The organism is Escherichia sp. WS2035 (assembly GCF_046487065.1).
GTDB lineage: Bacteria > Pseudomonadota > Gammaproteobacteria > Enterobacterales > Enterobacteriaceae > Escherichia > Escherichia coli.
On sequence record NZ_JBJQKD010000002.1, the window covers coordinates 378,132 to 398,947 of the forward strand.

Annotated in this window: 23 protein-coding genes and 4 pseudogenes; 7 read left to right on the forward strand and 20 right to left on the reverse strand. The window is 51.9% G+C overall.

Features of this window, described 5'->3' with window-relative positions; all coding sequences use genetic code 11:
* Window positions 1-105 precede the first annotated feature (105 nt).
* Window positions 106-435 carry a DUF496 family protein gene (locus ACJHX4_RS06475; RefSeq protein WP_000450409.1) on the forward strand — a complete coding sequence of 110 codons (330 nt, stop codon included), beginning with the start codon at window positions 106-108 and terminating at the stop codon, window positions 433-435.
* Between the two features lie 100 nt (window positions 436-535).
* Here the strand turns inward: ACJHX4_RS06475 and ACJHX4_RS06480 are convergent, their stop codons facing one another.
* Window positions 536-718 (reverse strand): EutP/PduV family microcompartment system protein, encoded by a 183-nt coding sequence (locus ACJHX4_RS06480; RefSeq protein WP_001296208.1) that lies wholly within the window; start codon window positions 716-718, stop codon window positions 536-538.
* A 62-nt stretch (window positions 719-780) separates the two neighbouring features.
* Between ACJHX4_RS06480 and ACJHX4_RS06485 the strand changes: the two are divergent.
* Window positions 781-918, forward strand: a pseudogene (locus tag ACJHX4_RS06485) (transposase domain-containing protein); the annotation flags it as partial.
* Window positions 919-1,206: 288 nt separating this feature from the next.
* Here ACJHX4_RS06485 and ACJHX4_RS06490 read toward each other — a convergent pair.
* The 16 genes and pseudogenes from ACJHX4_RS06490 to ACJHX4_RS06565 all read right to left on the reverse strand — a co-directional run.
* A pseudogene (locus tag ACJHX4_RS06490) lies at window positions 1,207-1,299 on the reverse strand (DUF957 domain-containing protein); the annotation flags it as partial.
* Window positions 1,300-1,332: 33 nt separating this feature from the next.
* Window positions 1,333-1,527, reverse strand: coding sequence for a DUF5983 family protein (locus ACJHX4_RS06495; RefSeq protein WP_000988600.1), 195 nt, complete (start codon window positions 1,525-1,527; stop codon window positions 1,333-1,335).
* Window positions 1,524-1,898, reverse strand: coding sequence for a type IV toxin-antitoxin system cytoskeleton-binding toxin CbtA (gene cbtA / locus ACJHX4_RS06500; protein ID WP_000854815.1), 375 nt, complete (start codon window positions 1,896-1,898; stop codon window positions 1,524-1,526). The genes ACJHX4_RS06495 and cbtA overlap by 4 nt, the downstream gene beginning before the upstream one ends.
* 88 nt (window positions 1,899-1,986) lie before the next feature.
* Complete coding sequence (locus tag ACJHX4_RS06505; RefSeq protein ID WP_001280918.1) at window positions 1,987-2,355, reverse strand: type IV toxin-antitoxin system YeeU family antitoxin; 369 nt, start codon at window positions 2,353-2,355, stop codon at window positions 1,987-1,989.
* 15 nt (window positions 2,356-2,370) lie between these two features.
* Window positions 2,371-3,015 (reverse strand): hypothetical protein, encoded by a 645-nt coding sequence (locus ACJHX4_RS06510; protein ID WP_000086752.1) that lies wholly within the window; start codon window positions 3,013-3,015, stop codon window positions 2,371-2,373.
* 18 nt (window positions 3,016-3,033) lie between these two features.
* Window positions 3,034-3,255, reverse strand: a complete 222-nt coding sequence (locus ACJHX4_RS06515; protein WP_000692345.1) for a DUF987 domain-containing protein — start codon at window positions 3,253-3,255, stop codon at window positions 3,034-3,036.
* Between the two features lie 62 nt (window positions 3,256-3,317).
* Window positions 3,318-3,794 carry a RadC family protein gene (locus ACJHX4_RS06520; RefSeq protein WP_001186200.1) on the reverse strand — a complete coding sequence of 159 codons (477 nt, stop codon included), beginning with the start codon at window positions 3,792-3,794 and terminating at the stop codon, window positions 3,318-3,320.
* Window positions 3,795-3,809: 15 nt separating this feature from the next.
* On the reverse strand, window positions 3,810-4,283 hold the full coding sequence (locus tag ACJHX4_RS06525; protein ID WP_001542276.1) for an antirestriction protein: 474 nt from the start codon (window positions 4,281-4,283) through the stop codon (window positions 3,810-3,812).
* A 93-nt stretch (window positions 4,284-4,376) separates the two neighbouring features.
* On the reverse strand, window positions 4,377-4,622 hold the full coding sequence (locus tag ACJHX4_RS06530; protein ID WP_001164966.1) for a hypothetical protein: 246 nt from the start codon (window positions 4,620-4,622) through the stop codon (window positions 4,377-4,379).
* Complete coding sequence (locus ACJHX4_RS06535) at window positions 4,622-5,440, reverse strand: DUF932 domain-containing protein (protein WP_001542275.1); 819 nt, start codon at window positions 5,438-5,440, stop codon at window positions 4,622-4,624. The genes ACJHX4_RS06530 and ACJHX4_RS06535 overlap by 1 nt, the downstream gene beginning before the upstream one ends.
* A gap of 220 nt (window positions 5,441-5,660) precedes the next feature.
* On the reverse strand, window positions 5,661-6,071 hold the full coding sequence (locus ACJHX4_RS06540; protein WP_000846703.1) for a hypothetical protein: 411 nt from the start codon (window positions 6,069-6,071) through the stop codon (window positions 5,661-5,663).
* Window positions 6,072-6,086: 15 nt separating this feature from the next.
* The gene (locus ACJHX4_RS06545; RefSeq protein ID WP_001362823.1) at window positions 6,087-6,764 is read right to left on the reverse strand and encodes a hypothetical protein; all 678 of its coding nucleotides are present in this window, start codon (window positions 6,762-6,764) and stop codon (window positions 6,087-6,089) included.
* A gap of 135 nt (window positions 6,765-6,899) precedes the next feature.
* Window positions 6,900-7,970, reverse strand: a complete 1,071-nt coding sequence (locus ACJHX4_RS06550; protein ID WP_247773318.1) for a patatin-like phospholipase family protein — start codon at window positions 7,968-7,970, stop codon at window positions 6,900-6,902.
* Complete coding sequence (locus ACJHX4_RS06555) at window positions 7,967-8,872, reverse strand: diguanylate cyclase regulator RdcB family protein (protein WP_000203551.1); 906 nt, start codon at window positions 8,870-8,872, stop codon at window positions 7,967-7,969. Before ACJHX4_RS06555 ends, ACJHX4_RS06550 begins: the two co-directional genes overlap by 4 nt.
* Window positions 8,869-11,253 carry a dynamin family protein gene (locus tag ACJHX4_RS06560; protein ID WP_001531797.1) on the reverse strand — a complete coding sequence of 795 codons (2,385 nt, stop codon included), beginning with the start codon at window positions 11,251-11,253 and terminating at the stop codon, window positions 8,869-8,871. Before ACJHX4_RS06560 ends, ACJHX4_RS06555 begins: the two co-directional genes overlap by 4 nt.
* Window positions 11,254-11,470: 217 nt before the next feature.
* The gene (locus ACJHX4_RS06565) at window positions 11,471-11,905 is read right to left on the reverse strand and encodes a hypothetical protein (protein WP_001069649.1); all 435 of its coding nucleotides are present in this window, start codon (window positions 11,903-11,905) and stop codon (window positions 11,471-11,473) included.
* A 428-nt stretch (window positions 11,906-12,333) separates the two neighbouring features.
* On the opposite strand from ACJHX4_RS06565, the gene ACJHX4_RS06570 reads away from it, so the two are divergent.
* From ACJHX4_RS06570 to ACJHX4_RS06590, 5 genes are all read left to right on the forward strand, one after another.
* Complete coding sequence (locus ACJHX4_RS06570) at window positions 12,334-14,499, forward strand: TonB-dependent receptor (protein WP_000856948.1); 2,166 nt, start codon at window positions 12,334-12,336, stop codon at window positions 14,497-14,499.
* A 10-nt stretch (window positions 14,500-14,509) separates the two neighbouring features.
* Window positions 14,510-15,499, forward strand: a complete 990-nt coding sequence (locus tag ACJHX4_RS06575; RefSeq protein WP_000778018.1) for an ABC transporter substrate-binding protein — start codon at window positions 14,510-14,512, stop codon at window positions 15,497-15,499.
* A gap of 18 nt (window positions 15,500-15,517) precedes the next feature.
* Complete coding sequence (locus tag ACJHX4_RS06580) at window positions 15,518-16,576, forward strand: FecCD family ABC transporter permease (protein WP_000217077.1); 1,059 nt, start codon at window positions 15,518-15,520, stop codon at window positions 16,574-16,576.
* Window positions 16,573-17,340, forward strand: a complete 768-nt coding sequence (locus ACJHX4_RS06585; RefSeq protein ID WP_000016207.1) for an ABC transporter ATP-binding protein — start codon at window positions 16,573-16,575, stop codon at window positions 17,338-17,340. Before ACJHX4_RS06580 ends, ACJHX4_RS06585 begins: the two co-directional genes overlap by 4 nt.
* 92 nt (window positions 17,341-17,432) lie before the next feature.
* On the forward strand, window positions 17,433-17,651 hold the full coding sequence (locus tag ACJHX4_RS06590) for a hypothetical protein (protein ID WP_072276226.1): 219 nt from the start codon (window positions 17,433-17,435) through the stop codon (window positions 17,649-17,651).
* 530 nt (window positions 17,652-18,181) lie between these two features.
* Here ACJHX4_RS06590 and ACJHX4_RS06595 read toward each other — a convergent pair.
* The 3 genes and pseudogenes from ACJHX4_RS06595 to ACJHX4_RS06605 all read right to left on the reverse strand — a co-directional run.
* Window positions 18,182-19,327, reverse strand: coding sequence for a hypothetical protein (locus tag ACJHX4_RS06595; RefSeq protein WP_001531794.1), 1,146 nt, complete (start codon window positions 19,325-19,327; stop codon window positions 18,182-18,184).
* A 1,126-nt stretch (window positions 19,328-20,453) separates the two neighbouring features.
* Window positions 20,454-20,591, reverse strand: a pseudogene (locus ACJHX4_RS06600) (AAA family ATPase); the annotation flags it as partial.
* A 14-nt stretch (window positions 20,592-20,605) separates the two neighbouring features.
* Window positions 20,606-20,763: pseudogene (locus ACJHX4_RS06605) on the reverse strand (IS21 family transposase); the annotation flags it as partial.
* Between the last annotated feature and the right edge of the window lie 53 nt (window positions 20,764-20,816).

A 20,816-nucleotide genomic window follows, 5' to 3' on the forward strand; every position in this document is an offset into this window, starting at 1 on the left:
AAGGGATAAAAGCATTGTCATCTGCGGCAGCTATGAGTAATGTTGGCCCTAACGAATAGCGGTTGCTTAAACGAATCCGACTCTCACATTATCAGGGGTATAAAAATGGAAACTACCAAGCCTTCATTCCAGGACGTACTGGAATTTGTTCGTCTGTTCCGTCGTAAGAACAAACTGCAACGTGAAATTCAGGACGTTGAGAAAAAGATCCGTGACAACCAGAAGCGCGTCCTGTTGCTGGACAACCTGAGCGATTACATCAAGCCAGGGATGAGCGTTGAAGCAATCCAGGGCATCATCGCCAGCATGAAAGGTGACTATGAAGATCGCGTTGACGATTACATCATCAAAAATGCCGAGCTCTCCAAAGAACGCCGCGATATCTCCAAAAAGCTGAAAGCTATGGGCGAAATGAAAAACGGCGAAGCGAAGTAATTCCCGTTTTATTCAATGAGGGTTGCCCGGCAACCCTCATTGCTCATTGATTCTTATCTGTGTATCACCGTCATCATTCTCATCTGAGAACCAATCGAAATTAACAACAGCCTTCTTCTGTATGCAGCAAGGCAAAAAGTTCTGTAACTCCATTGTTATTAACTGCACTGGTTACTAACACGTTGTGCGCTCCAGCTTCCCGTAACCAACTTGTCACCAAAGATATTTGTTCCATGCTGGCTAAATCTGCTTTGGTTACTACTCCAATGACCGGGTGATTCATGGCCCGGTAGGGCGTTTTTACCTCTAATTCCTGCTTCAGCGCTGAGATTCCTGCTTGTTGCCGGAAAAGCAGGCACCTGCCGTCTGAACGGTATCGATCCGGAAGCGTATCTGCGCCATATTCTGAGCATACTGCCGGAATGGCCCTCCAACCGTGTTGACGAACTCCTGCCATGGAACGTAGTTCTCACCAATAAATAAGCGTCAATACGGTGCTCCGTTGACGCTTACTTTAATCCGTTTTCTGAGCTTAGATTTTTCTGTTCCTACCCAGACCGTGGATTTGGAATTCATTTTTTGTCAGGTCAATGCTAATCGTTAAAACGGCCATAACGCACCTCCACTGGAAGGTTTATCAGTAATATCCTACCGTTGCTTCATGGTCGGGGCGTCCATTCCATTATTATCGGTTTTCCTTTCTGTTTATAAATGAAAACGCCAGCTGTATTCAGGCTGGCGTCAGGGGAAATGAAGCCTGTTGAGTGAGATTCACCGGTTCTGGTGCAGAAGCTGCAGATGGCGCAGGGTAAGGACATCTTCTCTTGCCTGCTTAATACAGGACAACAGTGCTGTTTCTGTGGTTAATGGCACTATACCCTGTATCACTGCATTGTCTTACAGCAACTGGTGAGGGCTGGCATAAGTTGCCGGTGTTTCGGTAGAGTCACGGTCATCCACCACGCGGAGTGAATAACCGTTTTCAGCGGCCTTATTAATCAGTTCAGTGATATTAACACCATCAATGTCAACGACAATGTGCCCCATATCCAGCGCCTGTACGTTAACGCTGTCGGCTTCCAGTGTCATCATTTCGCCTCCGGATACTTACCCAGGGTAATGTTATTTACCGTTCTGTAATTGTCGCTGGTCATCAGGCCGGTCGCCCTGCGAGCCCGGAGGATATCGATGCTGTTTATTAACTGAGAGCGGGTACAGGCGCTGAATCCCGGCTGGTCGGTACGCACCAGCGCGTATTTTTCCACGAGAAAGTTCACCGCATCACACAGTGAAATGCCTGCCTCAATATGCTGCTCAATCACACGTTCATCGGCAAACGGTGTGTCATTCAGTGTGAGGCCATAGTGCTGGTCCAGCAGTCGGGACAGCAGTATCTGCCAGATTTCAACAGGAGACGGGCGAGAACTGGCCGCCTGCCCGGGTAATACAGGTAATGTTTTCATACTGAAGATTTTCCTGATATGCAGATATAAAAATGGAAAAGTGGCGTGGTGAAAACACCAGGCCGTAGCAGAAGGCTATTCTGGAGAGTTAATTTTTCATTTCGGGCGTCGGATAAACAGCCAGATAAACGTAACCACAACTGCTGAGGGTATCGGCTTTGCAGGTCAGCCCTTTTGCATACAGCGTGACGGTATGCTGATGGCGGGGATTCAGTTCACCGCTGGTGAGCATGAGTTCCAGTTGTTTCATCAGCAGCGGAAAGGCCTGGTCCAGGTGGTACGCATCTGCATCGCTGAACAGGCCTCTGATACCGGCGCGGTCGGCAAGGTAATGCAACCGGTTACCCTCCTGCACCAGACGTGCCCCGAAACAGGGCGTCACGGTGCAGGGCAGTCCCCACCAGAGGCGGTCGTTATGGTCGTCGGGATAATTTGTCTCATGGAGTTTGTCTGACACGATAAAGTCCTCAGGTCAGCCGGCGCGCAGACCGGCTTCGGTGAAGGTGTATTCGTTGATGAGAAGGGCCTCATCCACAGCGGCATCAGAGGTCAGCCTGTCGTACTCGTTTTCCAGCTGACGGTACAACCAGAAGGCCAGGTCGCGCAGGGCTTCGCTGACAGCGGCTTCCGCATCGGCTGTCATAGCCTGACCAGTCGGACTGTTCCGGGTAACAGTGATATCCATGCTGTACGGATGGCAGTAACGTCCCCGGTGGTGGATTTCAGCCTGCAGTTGCCAGAAGTTACGTTTCTGCACCGCCTGCAGGGCATCCGCGATACGATGGAGTTCATGGTCCTGTGTGGCATACTCCCGGAGCCTTCTGGCTGTTGCTGGCTGCCAGTGCCAGCGTCCTTCAAAACAGGCTCCGTCCCCCTGGCTGCAGAATCCGCTGAACCAGATGCACGCCTCTTCCATAAACCTGCCGTTGCTGAGCCGGAAAACGCGCTGGCGGAGGTCAATTCCGAAAATGCCACAGACCGCCCTGAAGTCCTCATACACGTTTTCATACCAGTTGCTGTCAGCATGATGCTGACGGTACCAGTCGCGGGCTTTTTCCTGTGCGGTGGAGGATAGCTCATGCAGTGTATACACGGTGGTGGTGATAATTCTGCTCATCAGAATGCCCTTACTGACTCAGTTCAGAGTGACGCTCATCAGCCGGACATACGGGCCAAAACTGTCCTTACGGCGTTCAGCAAACACGGCCAGCACACCGGGAATATCCTGCACTTCACGACCGGTATACGCTTCAGCACTGCCGTGCCAGCGGTATTTGCCGGTACAGAACGGAAAAAGACGGGATGCAGGATGCTGACGGTGAATACGCATGGCTTCGCCACGGGTGATGATTTTCATAGTGGGATACCTCTGAAGACAGAAGATAAAAGTGAAAACAGGTGTGATGTGGTTGTGACGGGTTAAAGCAGACCATGTTCGGCAAAGGAGAAAACCTGGCTGCCACCGACTATCAGATGGTCCGGCACCCGGATATCCACCAGGCCCAGTGCCTGTACCAGACGTTCGGTGATAAGCCGGTCTGCCTTACTGGGTGTGACTTCACCGGACGGGTGATTGTGCGCCAGCACCACGGCTGCGGCATTGTGATACAGGGCGCGTTTAATCACTTCCCGGGGATGGACTTCCGTGCGGTTGATGGTGCCGGTGAAGAGGGTTTCACCGGCAATCAGCTGATTCTGGTTATTCAGATACAGCACCCGGAATTCTTCACGCTCCAGTCCCGCCATGTTCAGAATCAGCCATTCCCGTGCCGCACGGGTGGAGGTGAAGGCCACGCCGGGTTCATGAAGATGGCGGTCCAGGGTTTTCAGGGCCCGCTGAATGAGGCTGCGCTCTCTGGTTGTCATTTCTCCGGGCAGAAAGGAAATCTGTTGCATTGTTCCGGCCCCCTTTCAGTCAATAATGCGCATAATGGCGCTGCATTCCGGATGCTGCAGGGCGTAATCTCGCAGACGGTAATAATGAACCGTCATGGCATAACACTCCGTACGGCAGGCGTGATGACTGTACGTCATCAGACAGGCGGCAATGCCGGCGGCTTCCGGGCTCATTTCAGCGCGGTTACCGTTCATGGCATTGAACAGTACCCATGTTTCGTCATCATAGTCATCCGGTTCAGGGGCCATAAATGCCCCGCCGTTGTTCAGGGTGTACAGATTCCAGATACCACCGCAGTAGTTTTCGCACAGACGGTCCATCCAGCCGAAGACACGGGGCTCCAGGGTCACCCACTGTGGAATGAGGCCAAAATGCTGCGGCCAGAAGCTGATGCGCTGTTCATCAGGGACTATGGTGGCAACCAGTTGTTGCAGGCCAGTCTCCGGTGCACAGGCCGAAGAGGTGGTGTTCTGAGACAATGTTTTCATGTATGAAATCCTTGTAATGTGAATAAATGAGAGGGAGTAAAGGTCGGGAGCTGGCAACATCACGTTCATCACTGACCGTGAGACCCGGTAATATCAGGGATGAATGATATTCGGCTGAAATTCCGGACAGCCGTACGCGTAACCGTTCCGGTCACAGACGGATGGCCAGATGCCATTGCCTGTACTCAGTCTGCACAGACTGATTTCTCCGGGACGGTAAAGCAGACGGGTACACCAGGCGCACAGGTCATCATCAGAAATGGAACGACACCCCGGCAGCGCCTCCGGGGCGTCGGGTGATTCTGGTGCCTGAATCACGCCTTCAGGGACATGCTGCATCAGCGCAGGCTCTCCAGCAGCGTTTCTGCCATTACCCACAATGCGCGGTTGAGCTTAATATCGGTGTCGATGCTGTGAATGGCACGGGTGTGGATACGTTTTCCTTTTGCACTGCGACCGGAAATCCCGCCTTTCAGCATATTCTCCTGGATGGTCTGATAAGTACTCCACAGGTCCTTACCGTAATCCTCCCGGCGTCGTGGCGTCAGAATGTCGGCGGTGGTGACGGGCCGATGTTCGTCACCATAACGGTAAGTCAGTGCCGCCTGTGCCAGCGCCTGGCGTGCCGGTGGCGGCAGAATCAGCGACTGCATGGCATCACGCTTCTCCTCTATCCGGTCAAACACGCCCACCACCTCGTAAGCCCCTTCAATGACTCTGTCCACCACATTTCCCCGGTGCGGAACACGCACTTCCCCCAGAGACTGACCACAGACGCATCCGTTCTGGCAGACGAACCTGAAGTAACCCGGCAGCATCTGGTAGCTGGAGGTACCGTCATGAGAGTTGAGCAGAATAATTTCAGGGACATGTTCTCCGTTTATCTCTCCGTTACGGCGCAGACGCAGCATGTGTTTGGTGTATTCCCGGCGGTCCGGGTCACGTACGCGGGTCTGGCAGGCGAAGAATGGATGAAAGCCTTCCCGCTGCAGGCTTTCCAGTACGGTGATGGTGGGGATGTACGTATAGCGTTCACTGCAGGAGGTATGCCGGTCTTCACCGAAAATACCCGGTACATGGTGCATCAGTTCTTCGTGTGTCAGCGGACGGTCACGGCGTATCTGGTTTACATAACCAAAACGACTGGTTAATCGCATGATTTGCTCCTTATCGGTGGTTAAGATTTACTGGTGTAATAAATGAAAAAAGCCACGTCTCCCGGAGAAGACGCGGCCTGACGGGTGAAATGAATGAGGTTTATTGTCTGAGAAGCCTTTCACTGGCGAGCCACGCATTAAGCGGCTTTCCGGCAACAATGGCTGGGGCTGTATTTACCTTTGATATTAATAATGTGCAGAGAAACGCATGGTTTACTCCTCAGGTTTTAAGTTTGTCCAGAGCCACAACGACAGGTTTTCCGGATGTGTCGATGACTCCTACCGTCGGTACGCCATTTTTGATTTCGAAGAACGGTTTGTTGCTACCTGAGCACAGCTGGTTGTCTTTGTATTCGAGCATCTGTTCTTTCCCGGTTTTCAGGTTAAGTACCGAGACAGTGTAGTCGTAACACCAGGCACCACCACGTTCAAGCACGAAAACATAGCTGTTATCTTTATAGTTGAACGGATTCTTCGTCTGGCAATTCATACCGTCAATCTCAGTACAGGAAAACGCCTCTGTAGTATTAACGTATTTGATGTTGTTTGGCAGTTTTACTTGTTTCGCCGCAGCGAAGACAGAGAACAGAATAGTTACAGCAACGAGTAAAGTTTTGATAAAAGTTTTCATGACAGACTCCTTAAATTAGTTAACCGCAGCTACGTAGTTTTTCACCAGATACGCGAATTCATGCACGCCAATTTCGCCGAACCAAACCAGGTAGGCCGGGTCATCTAAACCAAAGTAGCGGTAGCCAACGACTTCATGGGTTTTTGGGTTATAGAGTGTTACGATAAAGTCCCAGCCGCAGGTATTGGCTTTGCAACCGTCGCCCTGGAGCCAGACTGTACCGTTAATGGTTACTGGCGTTACGTTTCCGCCAGGGCCATCCATATACCCGCCTTTACCGAACATGCCGCTCAGTCCGACCGGTTTTAATGCTTTGTCAAGCGCAGCTTTGTAGGCAGCGTCACCTTCGTACAACTCGTACGTTGTTGGACACGCTCCAGGTTGTTCAGCCCGGGCGTTTGGGTCGCAGCTGAGCGCTTGTTTCACGCTCGCTGCTTCCACGTTAAAGCCAGTAAACAGAACCGCCAGAAATAACATCAGGGTATGTAAACGTTTCATTGTAAATATTCTTCCGTTGTAAATGGCGCTGGAAAATTTCTCATCAGTGAAACCTTCCGGAAATTCCCCCCCCTTGTATGATGTATATCGCCAGTATTTTATTTCATCCCGGATGTAATTTTTATATTTCCCGGCACGTGCAATAACGCTGACCAGAGATATAAGGCTCATTAATAACTTTACAGGTAATTGCATAATTAAATTTCCAGTGAGTGAATTGACAGGTGAGGGGTAAAACTTTCTCTCAGGTAATATATATCTGAAAATATTTTCAATAACACCAGCCAGGAAAAACACCACCACAGGCGGTGGCGTTTCTTTGGGGCGTCTTTATTTAATCCGGGCCATCGCGTTTCTCAGTGCCAAATCTGCCTCTTCCGTTATCTCCAGACTTTTCTGCAACACCGTTTCTGACCGGGACAGTACCTGACGTGCTGCCAGCGGTTTCCGGATATGCTCCATCGTCAGCATCGTGTCTTCATAGCCCTGCTGACGCCAGGCGTCGGTATGTTCCAACGTGAAACTGAGCAGACCGCCGCTGTTGTCACCATCACCTGCATATTTCAGCCTTTTCCGGGGACGGATCTCAAGGATTGTGGTGTCCGGAAAAGCCTGGCGATCCCATAAAGAACCGTCACTCAGATGCGTCACAATCACCATATTGCATCCGGCATCGACCAGAGGCGTCACAGGGGTATTTCCCTGCATATTTCGCCATCCTCCCATACCACCATCACCGAACATTGTCCCCTGAACCTCACGGGGACGGAACAGCAGGGGCAGCGCGGCTGACGCAAGCAGAGCCTCTTTCTGCTGTCCGCGGGGCAGGCTCTGGATATGCTGAAAAACGGCGTTTTTCGTGGTTCCGGCACCCAGTTCAGCACGAATGCAGTCAATAATATCCTGCATGCCCCCTTCTGTGGGGTACAGCGACACATACAGCGGTAGCCCGTCTGCCAGAGCATCAGTATCAAGATAATGATCCAACAGCGCTGTCAGGGGCTCATCTGACAACAACGGCTGAGCCATCAGATTGTCAAACCCGTTGAGTATCGATATATGGCGAAGAAGCGTCGTAAGCAGTGCTCCTGCACGTCCGGGGATCTGGCAGAGGTTCATTGCCTGGAACAATTTTTTCAGCAATGAAAAGTAAACCAATCGGTTTACCGACAGCACCTGATTATTCCCCAGATGATCCCAGAGCGCCTCCAGGCGTACGGCAGCTTCTGACAGATCGGGAGAGGCCGCGATAATGGCACCATTGAATGCGCCAATGCTGGCCCCTGAAACCATGCTGATCTGTGTACCACACTCTGCCAGTGCCTTAACCACTCCCGCCTGATAAGCGCCCACCGCCCCGCCACCGGACAGCACCAGCCCCGTTTTCATTTCTGTACTCATCCAGCCCCCTTCTGAAATATTTCATCGACCATACTTTCAGAGAGGCGTTCTGCAGAGCAGAGGCGAGGCATGCGAACCGGTAAGTGTTCTGCAGCCTGCGTGGTTGACCAGATCACCGGATGCTGCTCTTCACTGCACCAGTCTCCCAGCCAGTTAATCGCGTCATGCCACTCGTTATCTGCCTGCTCCCGGCCCTGACCACCAAGCCAGTCCAGAGTGTTCAGACGCACGGTTGCACTACCGCCACTCTCCTGTGCCATCTGCGTTAATGCTTTATGTCTGAGAATATCCAGTAGCTGGTTAACCTGGCCTGTTTCGCCCTGACGTATCACATCACCAAACGCGCCCCAGCGAAGCTCTTCAAGCGCCACATAACAACGTCCGGCAGGGGAAAATGACGCATATCGCCCGGCGCTCCACCATGAGAATATCTGCTCAAGATGTAACTGCGCCCGCTGAACCTGGTCAACACGGTGGAGTTTTTCTTCAAGATGATTCAGTTTATGGTGAACCTGATCGGCCAGGATGAGTAACTGCTCCCGTGTATCTGCGGAATAATGCGCCAGCCTGGCAGTATCACTGACCAGTGAACTGACCCTGTCGTTTACCCGGGTAATCGCGTAGTTTGTGGTGGCAAGTGACGTTGTCAGCTCCGTCAGCCAGCGCAGGGACGCCTCAAGGCCCTGTGCAACCGAAGCATTGATGGCATTCTGCCGTGCAGCGCCTTCGCCGGTCAGTCCCTCTTTTAAACGCCGGAAGAACGTGCGCTCTCCGGCCGTGCGGATATGCTCCTGTGCAACATCGATTCCGTTTGCGAAATCAACCACAAATTTTTCAGGAAGACAGGTGAGTACCTGACATACCCGGTTATCAGCAATTTGTTGAATAAATGGTGAAGTCACAGCATTGTCTCCAGCTCTTCCCTCAGCGCCTTACTGTCAGTAATGAGCTCAGGAACCCTTTCATTTAATGCCTGAAGTCTCCTGGTAAGCCGTTCCTGTGCCTGCTGATCGCGTTTATGATCTTCAGAGCTCTGAATCAGCGTGTTACGCAGTTGTTCAACTTTCTCCCTGAATGCGCAGAAAAAGGCATCGATTTCCTGGCGGACGGGCTGGTTAATATCCTGCTCAATGGATGCCTGCAGCTCCCCGAAATATGCCCGGGTCAGTGACATAACTTCCTTCCTGACGGTGTTGATATTGATAACACTGCGGCTCACATCCTCTTTATAGGTTTCCCAGCCCCAGTCACTGGTGCCAAACGCTCCACAAATCTTTCCCCATAAACCACTCTGCCGACGGCGACGGGTGACGGTCTCCGTTCTTTCCTCCATAAGCGCACTCAGATTTGTTTTTACCGCGAGCCGGGTTTGTAACTGACTGACTGCCGGAAAACTGATTTTTACGGTAAAGCCCTCATCCTCCAGGCGGGTATTGATGCGACCGGCAATGTTTTCTGTGGCGTACAGGGCCGTGCCACGAAAACCTGTTTCAATCCCGCTGACGATTTTCTCCAGCTCAGGCCGGAACTGTGCTTCAGCCTCACGGTGCAGGCTGGTCACGGTCGATTCGATTTGCGTCATCAGTTCAAGGGCTTCCCTGCGATCACTGAATTTTATTTCGGGGCTGTCGGGATCAAAGTCCCGCATCCTGTCATGCTGATTTCCGGTTCCGAAAATATCGAGAAAGAAAGCGAATGCGTTTCTCTCCCGGGGCTGCGCTGAATTTTCTTCCTCCAGCATTTGCTGTTCTTTGCGTTTACCGCTTCTGAAATAGTCATTCAGCTCCTCTTCCAGTGAGGTGCAGACCCCCGTCAGTAATTCCCGGGTTCTGGCATCGATCTCCTCCATGGCCATTCTGACATCAGCGGTCACCTGCTCCTGACAGTCTGCTATTTCCCGGATATCCTCAAGCAGGCTGGTGATATGCGCCTGCAGTGACTGAATACTTTGCATCAGCCCCTGATGGCGTAACGACAGGTATTCACTGATATTTTCTGCATTCTGCATCAGTTTTGCGGCGGCAGAATCAACCGCCAGTGCCGCAGCTCTGGAGTGTGAACTCAGTATGACTTCCGTTATCAGTTGATCGATAAGTGAGCCTTCCCACAGGTCTGTCGCCCCTTCAGTTGCCAGTTCGCTGTCTTTACAGACGTAATCTTTTTTCATGCGACCGAAGGCTTCCCTGACAAAATCATCGACCCAGGCTTCATCAACAGGAAGGGTTCCGTTTTTCCGTAACTCATGAAGCGCACGGTTAGCCAGGTATGCCTGGCGTGAGGATCCGGGATAAACGCGGGAGGCGGGCAGCACATCGCTGTTCAGCATTGCCGGTACCTTCTGACAGACTGCATCAGCCCCATCGCCATTACGGTCTTTTTCATCAAATTTATTGACCAGCACAAACAGGCGGCCGACAGACACATCAGCAATGGCATTAAGCTCTTTACGAACCTCCTCATCGGCTTTCGAGTTCATCTGGGTGTAGTCCATCACCGCCAGCACCGCAGAGGCTTTCTGCAGTTGATCCCGCATCATCACTTCCATCTGCGGTTGTCCGGCTTCATTAGGGCCGGGGGTATCCAGCAGTGTGAGTGTTCCCTGGCATTCATCCATCCCCACCAGATGGCTGAATTCCACGTCGATCACCGGCAGTTTCTGCACTTCTGCGTATTCATCAAAAGGAAATTCACTCCCCATTGCCGCAGCAAGACGAACCAGATCGTTTAACGATGCCAGTCCGGTAAAGATTTCCTCCTCCCCGTGGTATTCATTTTTGAGCCAGCCATCATCCGTCAGAATATCCAGCAGTTCGCGGGTATCCCCGGTTTGCTGCAGGGTCTGTGCGACCTGCTGTCCTGCCGGGGTGGCGAGTTTTTCCTGCAGTGTGATTAATAAATTGCGGACAGGCTGAATATGTTCCAGATGGAGAACCGGCTCAGTTTTTCCGGGAACGTGGCGGATGAGCGTCGGTACAGAGGTCATGGGGCGGTTACGGTTAGGCAGAATTTCCTGCCCCACAATGGCGTTGATGGTGGTTGATTTACCTGCTTTCATCGTGCCGACAACAGCCAGCACCATCTCCCTGCGGGCGGTTTTGATTTGTTCGCCCTCCAGCTCCTCAATTCTTTTCAGTGCTTTCTGTTTATCAAAAAGCAGTCTTTTTTCGTTCTTACTGTCAGATAACACATCTGGCTCCTCAACCATTTGCCGGAGCAGATTAATGTTCAGTTGCAAAAGTCGGTCGGCTTCATCACAAAGCAGGGCGATGTTCTTTTCGTGCATTATTTAACCTTCCTGAGACGCATTTTCATGACAACCACGGAGGAGGTCATTTACCACAAACGATCGTTTATAACGATCGATATGATAGTAACGATCGATGTATTCTATTAACTTGAAAAACACAACGCAAGGGGACACCCCGGGTATGGCTGCGTTTGCATAGTGTTTTCATGGAGTTAAAAATCTGTAACAACAGCCTGGTACATCACCACCGGGTTCAGAAGAAAATCCAGTTCCATACCGCGCGGGCAACAGAGACCACCGAGTCACGGACGGCGCGCAGAACCGTGCGTGCAACAGAGGCAATGCAGACACTCTCCGCCGTGTCAAATATCCGGTCCACCGCACCGGTAAACTGTTCACGGGTCTGAGTGCGGACAGACTCCGTGCGCAGTTCGTCCTGCAGGCGTGTCATCAGAGGGATGGCGGCATGTCCGGGAAGCACTGTCATGAGTGCACTGACCGGGGTGACCTCCCCCTGAAACAGTGCATTACAGAGTGAGGATTTACCGGCCCCGCTTTTACCCATAATGCCAGGCACGGGTTCGTGACGGGTGAGTTTGCGCAGATGTTCCAGGATGTGACGGGAAATCGGGTAAGGCAGGGAGGAGAGCGGTTTTTCAATTGCCTCAATGGCATCAGACGGATTCATACATGTATTCCCAGTGAAAAAAGACAAAACCCCGTGCACCGGAAAGGTGGCGGGGGATTCACGGAGATAATATCTTTCTGAAATTATTTTGAATGCAGGTATATGTGGCTGATTTGTATCAGCTAATGAGTACAGGTCTGAATCTAATCTGACAGTCCGCTTTGTGCCAAAGGCGGACGCTCAAGTAGATACTGTCCTGACAGTATGCGGTAATCAGAGTTGTTATATATTACTTGCGTCCAAACCAGCTTTCTGACAACCCGGCCGCTCCTGCTTTCAACAACGCGCCGCCATACTTTTATGCTGCAAAGAGCGGAGACAGAAGGTTAGCGTAATTTGTAAATAACTTACATTCACGTGTGATCTGGATCATAATTTTGCCTATGCACCGATCGTAATATAAATATTTACATAACGATCAGTGATTCATGAAAACTCAAATAACTTTCGCTGCGCTTTTGCCAGCATTAGCGTCTTTCATACCGCTTCATGCTCATGCCTCGTCTACTTCTGAAGATGAAATGATTGTCACGGGCAACACCGCCGCCGACACCACCGATTCTGCCGCCGGTGCCGGTTTCAAAACGAACGATATAGATGTCGGCCCGCTGGGAACGAAATCCTGGATCGAAACACCATATTCCAGCACCACTGTTACTAAAGAGATGATTGAAAATCAGCAGGCGCAAAGCGTCAGCGAGATGCTGAAATACTCTCCCAGTACGCAAATGCAGGCGCGCGGTGGAATGGATGTCGGGCGTCCGCAAAGTCGGGGGATGCAGGGCAGCGTGGTGGCCAACAGCCGTCTGGACGGGCTGAATATCGTTTCAACAACCGCGTTTCCGGTGGAAATGCTTGAGCGCATGGATGTGCTTAACAGTTTGACCGGCGCGCTGTACGGCCCGGCGAGCCCAGCAGGGCAGTTTAATTTCGTGGCGAAGCGCCCAACCGAAGAGACGCTGCGTAAAGTGACGCTGGGCTATCAAAGCCGCAGTGCGTTTACCGGCCATGCCGATCTGGGTGGCCATTTTGATGAAAACAAACGGTTTGGCTATCGCGTGAACCTGCTTGATCAGGAAGGGGAAGGCAATGTGCATGACAGCACGCTGCGTCGCAAACTCGTTTCCGTTGCGCTCGACTGGAATATTCAGCCGGGCACTCAGCTACAGCTCGACGCCAGCCATTACGAATTTATCCAGAAAGGCTATGTCGGTAGCTTTAACTATGGGCCGAACGTCAAACTGCCGTCTGCGCCGAATCCGAAGGACAAAAATCTGGCGCTCAGCACTGCGGGCAACGACCTCACTACCGATACCATCAGCACTCGCCTGATCCACTACTTTAACGACGACTGGTCCATGAACGCTGGCGTGGGCTGGCAGCAGGCTGACCGCGCGATGCGTAGTGTTTCCAGTAAAATACTCAACAATCAGGGCGATATCTCTCGTTCGATGAAGGATTCCACCGCTGCCGGACGTTTTCGCGTCCTGAGCAACACCGCCGGGCTGAATGGTCATATTGATACCGGCTCTATCTGCCACGATCTGTCACTTTCTACCACGGGATATGTCTGGTCGCTTTATAGTGCCAAAGGAACAGGTTCCAGCTATAGCTGGGGTACAACAAATATGTATCACCCGGATGCGATAGATGAGCAGGGCGATGGCAAAATCCGCACCGGCGGGCCGCGATACCGCTCCAGCGTAAATACTCAGCAGAGCGTTACGCTCGGCGATACGGTGACATTTACGCCGCAGTGGTCGGCAATGTTCTATCTCAGCCAGAGCTGGCTGCAGACTAAAAACTACGATAAGCACGGTAATCAAACGAACCAGGTTGATGAAAATGGTTTAAGTCCGAACGCCGCGCTGATGTATAAAATTACCCCTAACACAATGGCCTACGTTAGCTATGCCGATTCGCTGGAGCAGGGCGGTACCGCACCGACGGATGAGAGCGTAAAAAATGCCGGTCAAACGCTAAACCCGTATCGCAGCAAGCAGTATGAAGTGGGGCTAAAATCGGACATCGGCGAGATGAATCTAGGCGCCGCGCTGTTCCGACTGGAACGTCCGTTTGCCTATCTTGATACGGATAACGTGTATAAAGAGCAGGGTAACCAGGTTAACAACGGCCTTGAGTTAACCGCTGCCGGGAATGTGTGGCAGGGGCTGAATATTTACAGCGGCGTGACCTTCCTCGACCCGAAACTGAAAGATACGGCGAATGCCTCAACCAGCAATAAACAGGTTGTCGGCGTGCCGAAAGTGCAGGCCAATCTGTTGGCGGAATACAGTTTGCCGTCCATACCGGAATGGGTTTACAGCGCTAACGTCCATTATACGGGCAAACGCGCGGCGAACGATACCAACACCTCTTACGCCAGCAGCTATACCACATGGGATTTGGGAACGCGTTACACCACGAAAGTGAGCAACGTCCCAACCACTTTCCGCGTGGTGGTAAACAACGTGTTTGATAAACATTACTGGGCTTCTATCTTCCCATCGGGTACCGATGGCGATAACGGTTCCCCAAGTGCGTTTATCGGCGGCGGCCGCGAAGTGCGTGCATCCGTCACCTTCGATTTCTGATGGATAAATGATGAAACTCTCCCGTTTATTTCCGCTGCTGGCGCTGCTGCTGGCGGCCAGCCTGCACGCAGAAAATACGCACAAGGAGGTGCGTATCGCGTCACCGTGGCCGGCGCAAAATACCATTATTGCCATGCTGGGGTACGGCGATAACATTGTCGGAACCTCGATGATTGCAAAAAGGATCCCCCTGTTTCGCCAGAGCCTGCCGCGCATAGAGAAAGTCGCAGCAGTTAGCGTAAACAGCGGGCATGAAATCAATCCCGAACAGATTATCGCGCTGGGGGTCGATATGCTTTTTGTACCGCAGAATATGGTAGTGCCTCAACAGGCGTTGCTGAAACAGGCTGGGGTGCAGGTGCTGGCGTTTGAGGCGAATTCACTGCGGGCGTTAACGCAGCGCGTACAGCAAACGGCAGCGGTGCTGGGGCCCGATGCGCAGCAAAAAGCGCTCGCCTATCAACGCTACTTCGATCGCAACGTGGCCCTGGTCACCGGGCGCCTGAAAGATCTTCCTGCGTCACAGCGCGTGTCGCTCTATCACAGTATGGGCAATCCGCTGACCACCACCGGTAGACCCTCGCTAAACCAGGACTGGATTGACCTGGCCGGCGGCAAAAATATCGCTGAAAATTGGTTTGGCGAGCATCAACAAAACCGTTCGGGTGAAGTCGCGCTGGAGAAAATTGTCACTGCCAATCCGGCGGTTATCATCGCGATGAACAAGCGCGACGCGGATGCCATTCTGAGTTCTCCGCAGTGGGCAAGCGTGGACGCGGTCATTCATCATCGCGTTTACGTTAATCCGAAAGGAATGTTCTGGTGGTGCCGTGAAACCAGCGAAGAGGCGCTGCAATTTTTGTGGCTGGCGAAAACGCTTTATCCTGCGCGATTTGCTGATGTGGATATACGCAAAGAGACGCGTGAGTTTTATCGGCAGTTCTTTGGCCTGACGTTAAGCGATGCGCAGATGAGCGATGTGCTCAATCCGCCGCGCTAACGGAGGCTGTGAAAAACCATGACTGTATTGGAAAGTACGCTGTCGGTCGAGAACCGCTATCGCCAGCTTTTTCGCCAGCGTCTGGTAATACTGGCGGTTATTTTTATCGCTATCATTGCTTCGCTGCTGCTCGATTTCACCCTCGGCCCCTCAGGGCTCCCTTTACATTCGCTGATAAAGACTTTGATGCATCCGTCCGGGGCGACTAACGGCATGCGGGTTATCGTTTGGGACATCCGTTTGCCCTATGCGCTGATGGCGCTCCTGGTAGGAATGGCGCTGGGTTTGGCCGGGGCAGAGATGCAAACTATTCTGAATAACTCCCTCGCCAGCCCGTTTACGCTTGGCGTTTCGTCGGCGGCGGCCTTTGGCGCAGCGCTGGCGATTGTTCTGGGCATCGGTATTCCCGGCGTTCCCGAAAGCGGGTTTATACCGGCAAACGCTTTTCTTTTTGCGCTCCTGTCCGCCCTGCTGCTCGATAGTCTGACCCGCTGGACGCGCGTGCCGACGTCGGGCGTTGTGCTGTTTGGGATTGCGCTGGTGTTTACCTTCAATGCGCTGGTGTCCATTATGCAGTTTGTCGCCGATGAAGATACTTTGCAGGGCCTGGTGTTCTGGACGATGGGCAGCCTGGCTCGCGCATCATGGGAGAAACTGGCGGTGCTGGCGGCGGCGATGGCGATTGTTTTACCCTGGTCGCTGCGTCGTGCCTGGCAGCTTACCGCGCTACGCCTCGGCGAAGAGCGGGCGATGAGTTTTGGCATTGATGTTCGCCGTTTGCGCCTGGGTTCCCTGCTGCGCATCAGCCTGCTGGCGGCCCTTTCGGTTGCGTTTGTGGGGCCAATTGGCTTTATTGGCCTGGTTGCACCGCATATTTCCCGCCTGTTGCTGGGAGAAGATCATCGCTTTTATTTGCCCGGAAGCATCCTTATCGGTGGGCTGGTGCTATCGCTGGCCTCGGTAGCGTCGAAGAACATCATTCCCGGTGTCATTTTACCGGTAGGAATTGTTACCTCGCTGGTAGGCGTTCCGTTCTTTCTGAGCATTGTAATGCGTCATCGAGGGAGTATGTCATGAGCGGGCTTACGATTAATGCGCTGTGCGCCGGTTACGGCAAACGGCGGATTATTGAGCATCTGTCGATTTCTACGCTGCCGCGCGGCGAAGTCACTGTACTGCTGGGGCCTAATGGCTGCGGTAAATCAACGCTACTGCGCGCCCTGGCCGGGCTAAATCGTGCCAGTGGCGAAGCCTGGCTGAATGAAGAGAATCTCTTATCGCTGCCGTTTGCTCGTCGGGCTGAAAAAGTTGTGTTCCTGCCGCAGTCCCTGCCGCAGGGCGTGCATTTACAGGTGCTGGAGTCGGTGGTTGTCGCCCAGCGCGCCTCCGGCGCCGGGCAAAATCAGGCGCAGGCTATAGCGCTGCTCGAAGAGCTAGGCATCGCACATCTGGCAATGAACTACCTCGATAGCCTGTCCGGCGGTCAGAAGCAGCTGGTGGGGCTTGCACAGTCGCTTATTCGCCGCCCCGAATTATTATTGCTGGATGAACCACTGAGCGCGCTGGATCTCAATTATCAGTTCCATGTGATGGATGTTGTATCGCGCGAAACGCGAAGACGCAATATGGTTACGCTGGTCGTCTTACACGATATCAATATCGCACTGCGGCATGCCGCCCAGGTCATCATGCTGAAAGAGGGGAAACTTATCGACAGCGGCGACCCGCAAACGGTGATCCATGCAGAGAGCCTTGCGCAGGTATACGGCGTACGCGGGAGAGTTGAACGTTGTGCTCAGGGAAGATCGATGGTGATAGTGGATGGTGCAATCGAAAAATAGTCGGATTAACGTGGTTGCTTCAGCCTCAGGTAAAGATCAATAGGAAGTCTGTAATGCAACATATAGACCGCCTTAATGTCATTAAAGCACTTGTGCTTCTAGAAGATGAGCAGATTGTTCGTTTTAACATCGCTGCGAACGATAACGCCTCGCAGATCCACATGCTCGTTGACGGTCTGGGCGTCGGGCTGACACATGAGCCTGTCGCTGCCGGAATGATTTCGCACCGGACAGCTTGTCACCGTTCTAGGCAACATGACAGACCTGCGCATTCCTATTTCTATTATCTATCCGCCTACCAAGTTGCTTAATGTCAGGCTAAGGCCCTTTAATGACTGGATTTCAGACCGATTTTCTGGACAGCCGAGCGGGTAAATCGCAGTACACTGACAGCTAGACAATAAAGCTCCGGTTCATGTTTGAACCATGTGTAGTGAATGTCCGCTGTTCGCTCACAACGGACCTTCAGTTCAGCCGCTCCGGCCGCTTCATGCCATGAATGTACGCAGCCAGTCAGAATATTAAGGTGCGGATTTCAGTTCACTTGTCAGCGCCAGTGACACAAGACAGTAATGACCAACAATTTGGTATTGACACAACAAGTTGCGGCCCCGGTTCGTGGAGGAGATTAAACGACTGTAGCCGGGGCCACTGAAATGAAGAATTCAGAGAGACTGAATGATATGTCGCACCTTCAGTGAATAGTGTAAAAACTGGGATATTCTCATCCGGGATTACCCACTCATACTCAATGCGTAACTTTAGTGCGGCCCCCACAGGTAAGAGCCGGACACATTCGTTGTGTATGCTGCAGAATCGGTAACCGGAGGCCCTGCGGTCCTTAACTCAGTGTCTTGTGTTGCTCATTTGCCACAAAGTCCTGGTACGCCTGCTCAATCATTTCATTCAGCAGTTTTTTTGGGAGGACACCACGACTTCGGGCAATACTTTCAAGCTGTTTGTGGATTTTTCCGGACAGTTTCAGCGGGACGGAACCATCAGCACGTTCATCACGCCTTTTTTGTTGCTCCCGGGCACTTTTCAGCTCATCAAGAAGAATCGCTTTATGCTGAATCCTGGGGGCCTGGAAGGAGGCCTGCGTAAACTTCGCTCTGTTCCGTCTGGGATTACTTTCCAGTAAAAACTGTACCTGTTGCTCATTCCAGCCTTCCCAGTTATCAAACGTGGCGCAGGCGAACCAGTATTTCTGCTCCGGGGTAAGGGGATTCAGCGGGGTTCCCACACACCGGACCTGCATGGCGTTCCATAACCAGTCACACTGTTCACTGTCCCTGCTGTCCACCCACGAAAAGGGGGAGGGGTAATCATTGTTTATGCTGGCCCATTCAGAGAATACTGAGTTGATAATCGTCCTCGTAGCCTCTGGTCCGGATTTCAGCAGGTAATTGGAGCAGAACCATATAATTTCACGGTAGATATTATCCGGATGCACGGTGCGCATCGGCTTTTCTCTGGGACCGGCAATCTTCGGTTGCGATGGAAAACCCATGGCAAACCGCAGATGTTCCGGGGGCATTCCTGAACGTTTTTCAGGAATGGGTGTGAGTCCTGCGTTTCTGGTCTTTTCCGCTTGTCCGGTATTGCCTCCGGCCGGAGTGTTGTCGGGAGTATCTTCCGGAGGCGAGGTGTTTTCATTAGTGGGGGGAACAACAATAGAACTGTCCATCTCCGGAATGGGGTGAGGGGCATAATCACTGTGGTAGCCCGGGGAAAGCGTTAAGTCCCGAAGGGTGACATCAGGTTCCGGGCAGTGAGTGCCACCGGGAGTGAACGGGAGTTGTTGCTTTTGGGGGAAAAATGTATTGTGAATGCGGGTATACAGCCGGAACAGAAAAAAATAAGATGCCCGTGGTTCTTTTTTTAACCACTTTGTATATTCCTCTATGGCACCGAGCTGTTGTTTGTGCCGTTTTACAGCATCGATATACGGACAGCTGGTGCAGATATCATCCAGTTCCTTTCCCACAATACACCTCACCTGCTCTTCCCACATTTGCAGATTTTAAGAAAGCAAACAAAAACCTCCGTACATGATGTACAGAATGTACAGAACAATCTATCAGGTACTGGCGTCAGAAGAGCTCCGGGCCGCCTGCATTTTCCGGAATGCGCCGGTTATGAAAAACCGGAAATTCAGTCTCTGTTGTAAGATGTACCCTCTGATACTACGTTTTCGTTTTCTCTGTGTATTTAACTCACTGTATTTATTGTCTTTTTAAGCCTGACTGGTATTCTCCGGTCATAGTGTGCCGGATATATATCCCGTAATCTTCTCATTTTTATATAAAAATACCTGCACTCTCTTCAGCGCATCTGTCTCCTTTAAGTAAAAAATGTTTTCACGTATTGCTGTAAATTCATTTTAAATCAGTGTATTACCTTGATATTGCTGTCTCCTGGTTTGATGCGTAATCGTTCTGCCTTTCTGGATGATTCTGGTGCTTCCGGGTGCATTCTCCTCTGCACATGCAACAGTTCGTCATCGCCACGTTCCCAAAAAGCATATAAAAACGAATCGAATTTGATATTTTTTTCAATCGTTTTTCATAGGAATTTCGTAGGGTGTTCTCCGCTATAACCTCCATATTTGCTGTCTTTTTCTTCATAAATCGTATGCAATGTAGCCTGTCTGTCAAGACCTCTTCTCTGCTGTTGAGGAGACGATCTCATTTTTGGTCTTTTCCGGGAGAGAGGCTGTCAGATGAGCGAGCCGGATTTACTGTCAGAGGTACACCCCGTAGCAGACCTGTGCTCCCATTTCCGCGATCCGGAACCAACAACGCCCTACGGTTAATACTATTTGAAGCGTCAGGTACTGCAGGAAGTTCCCCCCTGCGCGGACATCGGTTCCTGCCGACATCTCACAATACGGTCAGACTGTCATGCAGTAACACCCGCAATGCGGTCTGCGGTTTTAAGTGCACCGATAATGCGTCATAGTAAGTCTGGGGGAGTTACGGAATGCCTGTTAAGTCGTGCCGTGGGTGGAGACAGCTTACTTTTCCACAGCAACTGCAGTCATTCAGGATGATCAGGAGATATTCTGTCAATGTCACGATCCTGCCATTTTCGTACCCGCTAAGATACTTCCGTTACTGATGCTGTCCGCTTTTCACCATTTCATCCTCACTGACAGGCGTTGCGTTTTGGGTCATCACCACAGCTTTACGTTTCTCTTTTAACCGGTAACGCTCTCCTTTGATATTCAGCGTGGTTGAGTGATGCAGCAGTCAATCCAAGAGCTCTGTTGTCCGGCAACCACCATATCAACTTCTTCCCGGGTGTGGCGGAGAGGTGGTATCCTGGCTGAGTTTCGAAGCGAACCGTTCTTTTTGACGGGCGCATTTTACGTCCGGGCTGAATGTAGTAACGCGGCATGGAACGTCGGCCCGTATGGCCCATTGTGTCACGAACGGTGCAATAGTGATCCACACCCAACGCCTGAAATCAGATCC